Origin of the sequence: Prevotella sp. P3-122 (genome assembly GCF_002251365.1) — a bacterium.
In the GTDB taxonomy this organism is placed as follows: domain Bacteria; phylum Bacteroidota; class Bacteroidia; order Bacteroidales; family Bacteroidaceae; genus Prevotella.
Genome location: NZ_NPJH01000024.1, coordinates 141,627 through 155,566 on the forward strand (window position 1 = coordinate 141,627; position 13,940 = coordinate 155,566).

General features: G+C 42.1%; 13 protein-coding genes. All 13 read right to left on the reverse strand.

The annotated features are described in order from the left end of the window. Positions 1-2: 2 nt before the first annotated feature. The 13 genes from CIL02_RS04750 to CIL02_RS04810 all read right to left on the reverse strand — a co-directional run bounded on the left by CIL02_RS04750 (position 3) and on the right by CIL02_RS04810 (position 13,919). Positions 3-1,673 carry a hypothetical protein gene (locus CIL02_RS04750; protein ID WP_094399466.1) on the reverse strand — a complete coding sequence of 557 codons (1,671 nt, stop codon included), beginning with the start codon at positions 1,671-1,673 and terminating at the stop codon, positions 3-5. A 12-nt stretch (positions 1,674-1,685) separates the two neighbouring features. Further along, on the reverse strand, positions 1,686-2,357 hold the full coding sequence (locus CIL02_RS04755) for a hypothetical protein (RefSeq protein ID WP_094399467.1): 672 nt from the start codon (positions 2,355-2,357) through the stop codon (positions 1,686-1,688). A 24-nt stretch (positions 2,358-2,381) separates the two neighbouring features. After that, positions 2,382-3,401: a hypothetical protein gene (locus CIL02_RS04760; RefSeq protein WP_094399469.1), complete on the reverse strand. Its 1,020-nt coding sequence runs from the start codon at positions 3,399-3,401 to the stop codon at positions 2,382-2,384. A 4-nt stretch (positions 3,402-3,405) separates the two neighbouring features. Continuing rightward, complete coding sequence (locus CIL02_RS04765) at positions 3,406-5,181, reverse strand: hypothetical protein (protein ID WP_141210132.1); 1,776 nt, start codon at positions 5,179-5,181, stop codon at positions 3,406-3,408. Positions 5,182-5,300: 119 nt separating this feature from the next. Then, entirely contained in the window at positions 5,301-6,341 is a 1,041-nt protein-coding gene (locus tag CIL02_RS04770) for a hypothetical protein (protein ID WP_094399473.1), read from the reverse strand. 32 nt (positions 6,342-6,373) lie between these two features. Next, complete coding sequence (locus tag CIL02_RS04775) at positions 6,374-6,898, reverse strand: YkvA family protein (protein WP_094399475.1); 525 nt, start codon at positions 6,896-6,898, stop codon at positions 6,374-6,376. 11 nt (positions 6,899-6,909) lie between these two features. Next, positions 6,910-7,950: an AAA family ATPase gene (locus CIL02_RS04780; RefSeq protein WP_158215497.1), complete on the reverse strand. Its 1,041-nt coding sequence runs from the start codon at positions 7,948-7,950 to the stop codon at positions 6,910-6,912. A gap of 12 nt (positions 7,951-7,962) precedes the next feature. Then, positions 7,963-8,121, reverse strand: coding sequence for a hypothetical protein (locus CIL02_RS16650; protein ID WP_240513522.1), 159 nt, complete (start codon positions 8,119-8,121; stop codon positions 7,963-7,965). 152 nt (positions 8,122-8,273) lie between these two features. Continuing rightward, positions 8,274-8,657, reverse strand: a complete 384-nt coding sequence (locus CIL02_RS04790) for a hypothetical protein (RefSeq protein WP_094447054.1) — start codon at positions 8,655-8,657, stop codon at positions 8,274-8,276. Between the two features lie 294 nt (positions 8,658-8,951). Further along, positions 8,952-9,077, reverse strand: coding sequence for a hypothetical protein (locus CIL02_RS16860; RefSeq protein ID WP_256387361.1), 126 nt, complete (start codon positions 9,075-9,077; stop codon positions 8,952-8,954). A gap of 4 nt (positions 9,078-9,081) precedes the next feature. After that, the gene (locus CIL02_RS04800; RefSeq protein WP_094399485.1) at positions 9,082-9,501 is read right to left on the reverse strand and encodes a hypothetical protein; all 420 of its coding nucleotides are present in this window, start codon (positions 9,499-9,501) and stop codon (positions 9,082-9,084) included. A 174-nt stretch (positions 9,502-9,675) separates the two neighbouring features. Further along, positions 9,676-11,133 carry a hypothetical protein gene (locus CIL02_RS04805; RefSeq protein ID WP_094447055.1) on the reverse strand — a complete coding sequence of 486 codons (1,458 nt, stop codon included), beginning with the start codon at positions 11,131-11,133 and terminating at the stop codon, positions 9,676-9,678. Positions 11,134-11,138: 5 nt separating this feature from the next. Beyond that, positions 11,139-13,919 carry a calcium-translocating P-type ATPase, PMCA-type gene (locus CIL02_RS04810; protein ID WP_094399489.1) on the reverse strand — a complete coding sequence of 927 codons (2,781 nt, stop codon included), beginning with the start codon at positions 13,917-13,919 and terminating at the stop codon, positions 11,139-11,141. Positions 13,920-13,940 lie beyond the last annotated feature (21 nt).

Consider the following 13,940-nt stretch of genomic DNA (forward strand, 5'->3'; position numbering starts at 1 on the left):
ATTTATCCCAATTTTGCACGTTCTTTTTCCACTGTATTTTGCAGATCTTTCATCTTTTCTTTCCATGTAGTAAATAAGAGATTCAAACTCTGCATTTTCTCATTGGAAAAATCTGCTATGTCATTGAGAGTCTTCTGATATAGATTATTTATCATGTATGACCAAACCAGTATGGAAGAGTTGTTCTTGTCGTTGACAGCCTTCAACTCATTGCTACATTCCTCTAACTTTGTTTGAATTTTCAAGTTGCTTCTTCTATTGGGCATCTTTATATTAACTAAGGTGTCTATCACCAATCGTGGATCTTCCTTGACAAGGTCTATGTCTGGCAATTGGCTTTCAATATCCTCAATTTGAGCCTCATATTCTTTTATTATATCATCATATTTGTTGGCTGAATACCATATTGATTTCTTTAAGTTGTTGACACCAAGTTTCATTTCTGCCACTTCATTAAGGATGAAACTATAAATAGATATCGCAATCTGCTCAGCCACAGAAGACGTATCTGTAACAGGAACATTCTCAATAATCTCAGCACTATGAAACTCTTCTTTTTTCTCATCTGCAAAGTTTCGTATAGCAGACAGGGTTTCCCTACTTTTTTTATCAGTCTCTTCCTTCATGATATAGTATTCCTTCTCATAAGCTTCTATAGCATTATTAAGTGGTATCTGTTTAATCTTATTGGTTGCGAATCGTCCAGCTAAAGCACCTCCAATGCCCCCCAATAATGCGCCTATACCTGCTCCTAATGGTCCCAAAAAACATCCTCCTGCAAGAGCGCCACCCTTAGCTCCTGCAATTGCACCAACACCTGCTCCGGCGGCATCCAACGCTATATTTTTCAATGAAGTAATATAGTCCGTTTTATCTTCTGTAAGCAATTGATATTCTCTAAATGAAGAGATGGCTATTGTAACAACAGGTATGTGACCTGTAATGTCAAAATCAGAAGCATTCGTAAAATCATCAATACATTGACTTGCTTCCAATGCTGTATTCATATCGTTTCCCATAGAAGTGATGGAATGAGCCAATTCACGTGTTGCGTCATTTACTCCTAATGCTTCCATGGCACCCGATTTTAACGGAGTTAAAGCTGCACTAGCAATATTGTGGTGCGATACTTCATGCATCATTGATGCCATCTGCATCTTTCCTAAGTGTTGCATCCCATAACAAAACCTTTGAAGACCATCGGCTGAAAAAAAAGAGGATGCATTATCCTTGATTGCAGAAATGGCATCACCAAACACAGCATGACCTAAATTCGGAGGCAATACTTCTGCAATGGAATGTAGAGACTGACCTATTTGCGATGAAGGTATAACAGATAGTATAAACTGTTCTGTGCCAACTGTAGCTAAAGAATGTTCTTCAAAGAACTTAGATAGTTTATTCAGGGATGACTCAGAGTCATCACAAGAAGAAACATATTCAGGAGTTGGAATATCGAGCTGTTCAATATTATTGCGAATCTCTTCGATATTCTCCTGTAATTCATCAATACGGTCAAATTCATCCTCTAAATTTGATGTATCAATCACATCGATTGAGTCATCTGCATCCATAATAGTGTTGACTTTATCCTCGAATTTCCTTTTTGAACGAAGACAAGCCAAACCAACTCCTATTGCTATTACTACTATTGAGCTAATTATTAATATCATATGCAAAACATCTTAAAACCTATAATACTTTCGCTGCAGATTCTGTATTTCATAGAGATTCTGGTTTCTGAATGCCATAAACTCATTAACCAAATTTTGGATGGTCAATGGTATTCCGCGACGATGCATTTCTGGAGCAACATAACGACCATGTCTGATAAACATGGCTCTGAGAGTCCCTTCAGGATGGCTTGGGCTGCCGTTGGTCAGCAGCAATCCCATAGCCACTTTCTCTATAGAAGACATATTCCATAATCCTGCTCTGCATCCCATAAAGAAGTCAGGACATAGTTCCGACTCCCATTGTCCGTTAGCCACACCAGGGAATTGGGTGTTTTGAAGGACACGGTGGCCGCATTCATGAGTCATTACCAGTGAGAAGGCCTCCTTGTTGGTGACATTCATATTGATAAGCTGCTGCATATTGAAACACAGCACGTCATCGTAATAACTCCCCCTGTCCCAATTCATAAACATGGTCTGCCCGTTTTGGGCATTTGTGAGGTCTTGTATCATCCTCGGCATCGGAATGTTGAAGAAATCACAAGCCGACTTGATAGCATCGTTGATGTCAGCATCACTCAACCCAAATCGGTTGAAACGTTGCTGGCATCGCTTCAAGAAGTCTTCCATTGAAGGTCTCTGAAGAAACTGGAATGCAGGATTATCGAATATGTTTGCCATAATGGTATTCAATGAAAATTCATACTATAGCGCAAGATTCAATGCCTGTTTGGCATTTTTGAGGTCGATATTCGCGCTGTGAATCTTGCTCTGCGTATCATGTATCTTGTTACATGTTGCCCGGTATTCATCAACACTATTTTCTCTGCCTCTCAAAGCTCTTTCCTTGTATTCCAGCAGTTCTAACTCGTGCTTCAACCTGCGCACTCTGTCTTCACAGTCCTCCACTCGGTGCCGACGTTCCGCAATCTCAGATGCCGTATATGTTATTCCATGGAATGCAGAACCATCCGTAGTATCGCTATCACCCGATTGTGATACAATTCCTACGCTACCAGTAGTTTCTCCACTTGTACCATGGTATGCATTGGTTTGTACCTGTTGCAGGGCAATCTCATTCACGATGGCTTCCTGCTTGAAAATCTCGCTTGCATCTTCCTGAACGTGGTCATTCAATCTTGCAAGAATATTCTCTGCTGTCACAGGTATTCCGTGAGATTTTAGGTCTTCACCTATCTCCTTGCCAATCTCTATATACTTCAAACGAAGTTCACCATTAGGATGCGTCGGGCTGGGCGTTTCGCGCCCTAATGATTCCTCAACAGCTGTTGTGTCAATACCCTCTATCGCAGCCCGAACACCCATAAATGCATCACAGGAGAGTTCCTCCTGCCAATTACTAAGTTGATGCGTATTGCTCAGGTATTGCAACATGCAATGAGCCACTTCATGTGTGCAAATCAGTGATAGCGATTGCTCATCATGAATACCCAAATTCAACATCTGTTCACGACTGAAACCGAGAACATCATCATTCAGGGTTGTGGGGTCATGCGTGTAAACTCCTGTACTTTGATCCATTCTGACTTCAAGGTCATTCATCTGCATAAAGCCGCACGCATCGTGTACAGCATTCTGTATTACATCATCTGGCAGGTTGTACTCGTGAGCCAAATTGTGGAAATGCCCAAGGGCATCAGTATATACCGCATGATTGAAATCAAACGTCGGGTGGTAAACGGTAGTATCAAAATGTGCGTCCATTATATTACTTTGTTTGAGGTGAAAAACTTATTATTATATAATCGTCGGCAATCTTGTCAAGCATTTGGGTGAGATTCACCATTTTGCTCTCAATGAATTGCTTGTCTTCATCAGAGATAGAGTCATGTATGATGTCTTCTTTAAAAAAGATGTAATCAATCCATTTGACAAGGGAAGCATTACAATATTCAAGTATTCTTTTTTCCACACTGTCCTTGATATAGGAGTCCTTCCAGAAATCCACTTTGACATCGTTTGCTTTTGACTTGACATAATCTTTCAGACGCATATAACATTCATCAAAGGCATGTGCTTTCTCCTCACTGTCAAAACGAAGCAAATCGTTTTCCTGATGGGCAGATAAGGTCTTGTTTAATACACTTGCAATAGTCTCTTCTCTATATTGATTGCCTTTATTATCAATAACTCCTAATATATCTGTTGCCTTTTGGTCAAAGATCCCAAAAACCTGTTCTTTGAACATTGGACGAACCCAATTCCTTCTGTCGGTAGTCTCGTCCGTCTCTTGGCGACACCGTTCTATAAGGTTGTCGCAGATGTCAAGACACTCGGTTGATAGCGAATGTTTCGCTTTATCTGTGATAGGCTCTGCCATAATGAATGTATGAGCTTCATCACAGGAGTTGGTTCTGTTGTCCGTATTTAGGCTCTCAACACTGTTCCGATACAGACTTTCAAGGGATATGCAGTAATGAAGCCCGCTGATGAATCCTTCTGATACGCTCATCTCTTTTTTGTGATTCATTACATATTTGAGGAAAGTCACCAATTTGTCCAGTTCGTAGGATGGAAGCCCAATCTTTTGATCCACAAGTGCATTCTCACCAAGGAACTGACAACATACCACCTTGAATGCGTCATCACTTTTCCCAAATCGGTCAATGACAGCGCAATACGACAGCACGGCATCAAAGTCCAATATCAACTGGACTTGACTATTACTGAGGCTGCTCTTCAACATGGCTACATATTGCTCATACATATTCTGTACGGTTGCGTGGTCAACGTCATAACGCATAGACAGTAATTGTGGGAGCAATGGTATCACACTATATCTGCACCACATATATTGGTCATCCATATAACCGATGATACCCTCCAGCATATCAACGAGTTCCGATACAAGCTGTTCGATATCTACATTCACATAATCGTCATTCTGATGGTATTGGTAATGCGTCCCCTCTAATGACAATCTGATTTCACGGCAGTAGCTATTGCTTGCATCCATTCCGGTAACGCACCAATGGGTCATCTCTATCTGGAGACCTCTTTTTGTCAGTACAGGTGAAAAGATTATCGTTGGCACATTTTGCGTTGAAGCATGAATATTGGCACATTGAGCACTGTCCGCAGGGTCTTTGTCATCTTTCCATGCGTCCTGATAGAAAAGGACAGGGTGACTGCTGGCTTTGTTCCATGACTTGGCGAATCTGATGGACAGTTCGTCTTCAACGACCTTCCAAATCTTATTCTGGAAGTTACGGTCTCTGCATGGACCCATAATCACGTTGATGGGAACAATGCTTTCCACATCGTCAGTTTCGTAACCGAAAAGGTTGTCGTCTCTCATTACCAAAGGCATGACTGCTAAAGGCCATTTTTCCAAGGATGCCAGTTCGGCAATTGTTTGCAGGTTCTGCTTGTGCATCTCCTGCATGACGTTCTTTCTTTCTATGCGTTCCTCTTCTATAATCTGCCTTCTCGCATCTGCCATGGCATGAAACTGTTCCATGGCCACCTCAAAATTCTTCTCCATAACGGCACGCTGATATGCCTCTTGCTTCTCTTGGATGGTCTTGGCGTTCTTTTCGTTCCTCCAGGCATTGTATGCTTGTATGCCAAACGATACTGCTCCTATTGTTGCACCTGCTATAATCATGATTCAATCGTCTTATCAAGTTTCTTAATTTCTTCTTCATCGATAATCATGGTATCGATATTGCTCTGGCTTTGGATGATGAGTCCACGATATTTTGTGGTCAACATATTCCAGACAAGTTCATCCTCTTGCAGCAAACCTTTTATCTTATAAAGAGAGTCTGCTGGTGAATGATGAAGCATCAGTCGATAACAGTCATCAATGTATGCTGCAGCAGCAATCATCAGGGTTCTCATTCTTTCAGGGTTCTCTGCTATTTTGGACATCGGCACCCTAAATGTCTTGTCCATAATCATGTGACTCTGTCCTAACTGATAACCCCATGTCGCGGTTTCTATTGAGAGAATGTCACCTCGCTGAACAGGATAGATGATAACTGTTGGCAGACCTTGCATGATGTAATGCAAGTTCATGGTGTCTGCCATGGCACTTACGCAGTCACATTCCCAGCCTCTCATCCAGATGGAATCCAAACCAAGATTATAATGCAACAAGAAATCCTCTTTAAACTCATCACAGAAGTCTGCGTATGCGCCCTTCTTGTCCATGCTCTTTGCTGTCAACGGTGTACGTGCAACCATCAATTTTAGCCTTGGAACGCCGATGTTATCCGTGGAAGGATGTAGCATCTCTTCTAATACAGCGTTGATTTGCGGACGAAAATGCGTGTTCCAAGACTTCTCACAGAAACGTCTGAACTCTTCTTCCTGTTGACGGTCACGGCACGACTGAAGGGCTGCCTCTCTTTGGTTTTTCATACCAAGGTCATGACACTCATGGAGGAATTCAATTTCAGCCTGCATTTTCCTGTCACCAAACTCATTGCGAATCTGGTTTAGTTCCTCTTGGAAACTGATAGCTCTGGCATTATGCTCAGCAGCAGTTCTGCGGGATTTCCAGCCAGCATATACCATTCCTGCCATTTGACCGGCGAAATATCCCGAAATTACCCTCTCACCAGCAGGCATGGCTTCTACTGCTTGACCAATACCTGCCGCTGAAGGCAATGTAAATCCTAATTGCTCGTATGGTGTCATCTTCGTATTTCTTTATGTGAATATATATATTATCAATCTATCACCACATCATCGTCATCCCACATTGGTGTGGTTGGCTTACGTGGCTTGTTTACTGGTCCCTGAGTGTTGAACTGGGGAGGAGTCTGCACAGGCTGCTCACGCCATCCGTCATTGTATGAAGTAGGGTTATTCCAGTTGTTGTTAGAAGGTGCATCGCTTGCTATGGCAGGTTGCATACCACCAAACCACTGATTGAGGATGGCATTTACCTGTGCATCGATTTGCGGGGTGACACGCGATTTCACCCTATTATATGCCAATGCAAGTGCGGCACCATTGTCAATAAAGCCAAGAATGCCAAAGTTCTCTGTGCTTATCAAGTCTTCTGGAAGAAGTTGATAGGCAAGGGCTGCCACTATGATAGTCTTGTCCAATCCTGGAGTGTCAGGTGACTTCAACACGTAATACAACTCTAAGACGGTACGTGTTCCTTCAATGCCAGCGGTTTTTGCATACTTTTGTATGTACTGCCACAATTGTTCGCTTCCTCCAAATAATCTTAGTATCTTGTCCATATCCCCTTTCTTTATATGTTAATGTCTTCTTTTGTTATTATCACGAGTTGCTCGTTGTCTATTGTGTCCATCTTAGCCAGTCTATTGGCTTGGTTCTGGATTATCTTCTCAAAGATGTTCCTGCAATATCTTGCATTGCCGAAATGCTTGTCCTTATGACGCACAGCTTGCTCGATTCTCGCTTGCAGTACTTCAAGTGCATCCCGCTTAATCTTATAATGAGACTTTCTTAGGTTGAACTTGAATATCTTCACTAATTCCTCAACAGAGTAGTCATCAAACTGGATATATCTGTTGAATCGCGATTGGAGGCCGGGATTTGACTCGATGAATCCTTTTATCTCGTCCGTATATCCAGCAAGGATAACCACAAGTCTGTCTCTGTCATCTTCCATACGTTTCAGCAACGTTGCAATGGCTTCCGCCCCAAAGTCATTTTCTCCACCTACAAGTGTATATGCCTCGTCGATGAACAGCACTCCATCCAGCGCATCATCAATGACCTTGTTTGTTTTAACTGCTGTCTGTCCCACATACTCTGCAACTAACTTACTGCGGTCAACCTCTACAAGATGTCCTTTCTGCAGCACACCCAGTTCTTTGTAAATACCTGCCACTATTCTGGCTACGGTTGTTTTGCCTGTACCGGGATTGCCTGTGAAAACGCAGTGGTAGGACACAGAAGTGGTTGGTAGCCCACTCTGTTCCCTCATTTTCTGAATACGGAGCAGGTTTCGAAGAGAGTCTATGTCTGTTTTGACACGTTCCAGCCCAATCAGATTATTCAACTCCTGCTCGTAATCAGTGTTGTCTGCAATTCCATTGGAAGCAGAGGACTGTGATGGTTGATTTTGCGGCTGAGAGTATTCAGCATAAGCGTCCCTTGCCCAAAGGCAGTTGCATTGGGCTGCATTCTTCAGCCAACCCAAACCATGTTCCCGGTTTGGTTGTACTATCTTGCCCTCACACAGCATGATTCCTAGTGCGGTTTGGGCAAACACGTCACCATGACGAGCTGCTTCTATAATCTGATTAAATGCTTCCTGTGTCATAATAAACATATTTTAGTCCCAAAACTTAAAGCCGAGTTTTCGACCTTCTCGTTCCCATTTCTCATCATCTTTCTTGAAGTCATCCAACATCTTTTCTGTACTGTTGATGAAGTCATCCGTATCATCAAGCAGTGCTTGGGTCTTCAATCGGAGAGCGATTCGGCTTTTCACATAATTTTCTTCGCTGCTTGATGCCCCAATGGCTCGCATTACTTTCTTTAGGCAACTATTGGAAGAATCCAACTTAATGCCACTGTTTTCTATTTTACGATCCAACTCTTGTTGTCTCGAAGTTAGGTCATACCATCCCATAACATTCCGTATTAAAATCCTATTACCACTATAAGCTCAAATTGGTCATTTTGCAAATTGTCCATTGTAGATATTCCCCATTTGCATTCCAATTCTTCGCCCAGTTTGTCTATTACCTCATGGATGTCATTTATATTCTCCATGAAACAATTATCTTGTGGAAGTCGAATGACGAATAGCAATCCTTTTACCTGTTTGCTGTCGTTTCTCTCAATAATTGAGGAGATGGCGTTATCGAGCATAACGCCAATCTCTTCGATCTTCCCAGAAACCTTTTCTGCGTCAATATCGCCGACATTAGCCTTGAAACTATCAACATCGTTTTGGTCAATGTTAATGAATCCCTGACTACTTACGATTTCAGCCAAAAGGCTATTTACTCTTTCTGTTTTCATTGTCTATAGAATTAAATTATCATTGTTCTATGAAGACTGTCCACTGCCTTGTCCAGTTCTTCGTTAGCTTTTTCTGAGTCGTGATTAGCCATTGCATATATGCCCTTGGCTGTATGATAAAGAGATCCAATCAGTCCCATAACTTTCACTATTTGATTAAAAATTCCTGTTTTCGCATGTAAAGATAGTAACAATTCTTATTGCATGTAGTAGAGTTATACTCCCTTACATCCAATTCATTTTGTCTCACAAATTTATTGTGTAAAGAAGTGTAACTCTACTGCAATTGCAACGTTACATTTTCTTGTCCTTGGACTGATTCACCTTTTCATCAATCCATTTTGCTGCTTCGCCAGCGGCTTTGAAAGCCTGCCCGCTAAGGAGATAATATCCTCCCATTATTGCCAATACTGTTCCCATAATACTAATCATCAAGTAATTTACCTATGCACCAACCAATCCCTGCACCGATAGCTCCGCCAACAGCAATTGCACCTACAATGGGGGCGGCAGCAACCACCAATCCACCTACTGCTGTTCCCACGGCACTGGCTCCAGAAGCAACAGCTCCAATACCAGAGGCTACCGTTGAGCCTGCTGATGTTACAGCAGCTCCAACACTGCCCAGGCCAATTGCGGATGCTGCACTTCCTATACCAGAGGCAGTCGAATTGATAGAGTTAGTGAATGCATTGACTGCGTTATTGCTTGCATTGGAGATCGAACTGCCAATAGAGTTAGCACCAATTGCTGACAAAGCAGCACCTGAACTTGCGCCTACAGTTGCACCTGCGGTTCCTACGATTGCGTTGTAGCCTAAGCTACCGGGTCTTGGAGGTCTCATAATACTTTCGTTTTAAATTGTTATTCTTTTTGTTTTCTGTACTGCAAAATTACATGATTTTCTGCTACAGACAATAGGTGCACATTCACTTACACGACATTTGTTAAATGCAAAATCAGGAAGTGTGTAACTTAATGTACTCACTCCCTGATTTTGACTATTTCTTGGATGAACTTACATGAAAGTTCCCCAATCGGGATGTTCTTTTATGGGTACTCCATTGACTGATACTCTGTCAGGTGAGACAATGGTAGTAATGTAATCACCAGTACCAATCTGGATTTCTCCAATCAGTCTGCTGCCAACGACATCCTCAATAGCATTCCTTATTTCAGATATTCTATTCACTACGTTAGGATAGAGGGGACTGCGATGTGTTATCGTTTGACAATTGGACAGATGTGAGCAAATCCATTCATATTGTTCTTGAAGCCTATCTTGTTCTTCAGCATTCAGAGTGTTGAAGACCTTTTTCATAGGCAATCCTTTCTTGTCACCAAAGAAAGATCTGCACAATATCATAATATAGATGGCCGTCTTGCCAATAGCCAGTGGCAACTTGTAGTCATTGATAAACACAGCACGTAGATTCGTGCTTATATTGATGTTGTACTGTTGTGGATTGTTTTTTGCCAACGCCACCATCCTAAAGAAGGCTTTATGAATGCCATGGTACAACAACTTATCCTTCGCAGGATTAAAATCAATGTGGAAGTTAAAGGTTACAAACTTATTGAAGTCATGTATCAAATCTCCCACTACGTTGACCACCTTTTCCTCTCCAATATTGATTTTTAAGAAGTTGGCATTTGTCTCATAGACGAGACCCTTATCAGATATATTCTTGCCAATGACACTCGAACGGCCAAGCATCACCATCAAAGAGGGACGGGCACAAATGATGTCAAAGCCCAGCTTTTCATTCAAGTAGTCTTTAACGAAACTCTTGGTGTCCATCTGCATGATGTTGTTATAGACATCCTCCACCTTGTCTTCTGGTATATCGGGGAAGATATACATAGACATAGCTTTGAACATCTCCAATCCCTTTTTCTTATATTGTTCTACAATCTTAGGGATATAGATAAACTGGAAGCCGATGCTTGCGAGCAGATTGACAATCAAGTCATAGTTTTGCTCTACTTCAAGGCTTTTGCTGCTTGCATTGTTGTCAACATACAACACAAAGCGTTTACCTATGAAGATGTCAGTAAGTTTGAATGACTGAATATCATATTTGGTGTATGTCGCATTGTTCTTTTTGAGGAAATAGTCTATTGCCAACAGCAAGATAGCCTCCGCTGGAGCACAGAAGCCATCACTGCTTGCAGTCTCACTGACAATGTTTGCTGCCTTTTCTGCTTGTCTTCGCCGTTGGTCGGCATGAACTTTTCTGATGACTTCATTGTCGTTGTTGTCATCCGAGGGTTGCGTCAACAATTTGATTGCCTTTGCAAACGTCAGTTCTTGTGCCTGGTGGAAGAGAATACGGTTGTTCTCCTCACCAAACAGTTTGGCAAACTTGACCACTTCTTCATCGTCGATAATCTTGTCTGCCATAATAAGGTCATAGACTATGCGAGCCAAAGCTATTCGCTGGTCTTTCCCCAAATCTTTAATGCGACTGTCCATATCTTCTATGTTTTAATTCTGTTTATTATAAATCGTTTTATATCAGCAATGATAAGCACAGGCGATGTGATTAGCAGTAGCCATCCCCAGTCTCTTAAAGAAAGAGGAGACACACTAAACATTTCTCTCCCAAAAGTGACAATAATTATTTGTCCCACCAAAATCACCAATGCAATATATATAAAACTTGGGCTAAAAGATGTCTTCACTTCCTCGTCCTTCTTGAACACTCCACATATATCCTGTATCAAACTGCGAGAGGTCTTGAAATACTTCGCATTAAACAGATTCCAGAATTGCAGGAGTACAAAGAAGGTGAAGAACACACTCAACTCATACGGACTTAGATGTTGCTTTGTCTTGCTGAGGTCGAAAATGCCTGTGGCAAACAGGGTTAACTTTTCGCTTTTAAACAATTCAGAAACCTCATGTATGTCACAATGCCATAACAACTGCCACATGCCGACTAAGATTACAAAGAACAATATTCCGACTCCGACAATCTGTGTCCCCATACCTTTATTTATTATATGGCTGTTGGGGTCACGAGGCTTGTCATTCAACACTCGTTTGTTTGCAGGCAATGAAGATAGAGCCATTGCGGCAAATGTGTCCATGATAAGGTTCACCCAAAGCATCTGTGTCACATTCAGAGGTGAGTCAAGGCCTGTAAATGCGCCTATCAGCACAATAAGACATGCACAGATGTTGATAGTCATTTGGAAGAGAATGAACCTTTGTATATTCAGATACAAAGAGCGTCCCCAAATAATGGCCCTTACGATACTACTGAAGGAGTTGTCCAAAATTGTAATATCGCTTGCCTCCTTGGCTCTTGATGTACCATCGCCCATAGAGAGACCAACCTGTGCTTTGCTGAGAGCCGGAGCATCATTTGTTCCGTCACCCGTAACAGCAACAACTTGGTTCTGTTTCTGAAGCAAAGTCACCAATCTGGCTTTGTCATCAGGACGGGCACGTGAAATAATCTTAAAGTCCGGATTGGCTATCAATTTCATTGCTTCCTCATCCGACATCTTCTCGAAGACATCACCAGTCACCGTTTGCTGTTTCTCGTTTCTCTCCAAAAGTCCAATCTGCCTGCCTATCTCATTAGCAGTGCCTAGGGTGTCACCTGTCACAATAATCACTCTGACCCCAGCCTTCTGCGTACATTCTGTTATGGCATCCTTCACCTCGTCACGCACAGGGTCGGCTATGCCTACAATGCCGTCAAATGTCAAGGGACTCCATTTTCCATCGCTCTCATATTGTGAAGCAAAAGCCAATGTACGCATTGCTTTGTCCTGATATTCTGACAATTTTTCGAGGACATGATTCTTGTCTGTATTACCGGCAATTACATCACACATTTCCAGAACAATCTCTGGCGCACCTTTCACATATCTGACATGACGCTCTTCTTTGGCAAGTTCTACACCAGTCTTGGCTTCAAACTCCATCTTCATATATTTCTTCTCTGTCGAGAATGGCTCACCATGACCAATCTCATATAGGTGACGCTGTTCTTCATAGTTGATGCCTTTTGTCTTCTGCCAAGCCAACAATGCGCCTTCTGTCGGATTGCCCAATGGCTTTTCCTTTCCATTGTCATCAAGCGATATTTCTGCCGTTGAGTTAATGGCAATGTTCCTTTGAATCCTTTTCTCAGCATCCTCTCCATAGAAATCATAATCTACAACTGTCATCTTGTTTTGGGTCAAAGTGCCTGTCTTGTCGGTACAGATAACAGTCGTTGCTCCCATCGTCTCACACGCGTGGAGCTTTCTGACAAGGTTGTTCTCTTTCAGCATCCTTCTCATGCTGAGGGCAAGACTGACAGTAACACTCATGGGCAATCCTTCAGGAACGGCTACCACAATCAAGGTAACGGCAAGCATGATTGAACCGAGAGCAAACTCGGCTATCTCTAACCATGAATGGTTGTTTGCTGCATTTCCGTCAAAGAAGAAGAAATAGACCATTCTTCCGATGACAATCAGGATGGCAATAATGAAACTGAGCTTGGAAATCATGCTGCCCAGTTTGTCCAACTGTTGGTTGAGCGGTGTCTCCACTTCTCTTCCTTCTTGGGTTTTGGCTACGCCCTTTCCCTCGATAGTGTCCATACCTATTTTATCCACATGGAATATGGCGGTACCACCAATAACGGTAGAACCTCGAAGTACCATATTGGTGGGGAAGGTCGTTTCTTTTTCAAACTCCTCCTCGTAGGCTGATTTTCGTGCGTATGGTTCTCCTGTGAAGTTCGACTCATCAACGATGAAGGAATTAGTCTCGTCCAAATATCCGTCGGCAGGTATCTCGTCACCGTTCTCCAAATATACATAATCTCCTATGCAGACATCATGTTTCTTGACTTCCCTTATCCTAATTTTCTCTTTCCCGTTTTCCATAAAGCGACGGAACACCTTGATAGGCCTTCTGTCCTTTACAGTATTCAGAACTTCAAACTCCCTTTCTGCCTTTACTTCAAAGATGAATCCTACTCCTGTAGCCAACAGCAAGGCAGACAATATACCGATAGGCTCGAATAAGATGTTCTTGCCTTGCCCCATATAGAAGACTTCATACAGGGAGACTATCACTGAAAAAAAGAATACCACCAATAATACAATTATCAGTGGGTCCTTAAATTTTTCCAGATAGGCTTTCCATAAGGATTCTCTCTCTGGGGGCGGTATCAGATTCTTACCTTTCCCATTAGTTACTTGTTCAGAATTGTCATAAAGACACTGATGTAAAAATGATCTTCTTTTTCGCATTCTATTTTCAATTTTCTATTT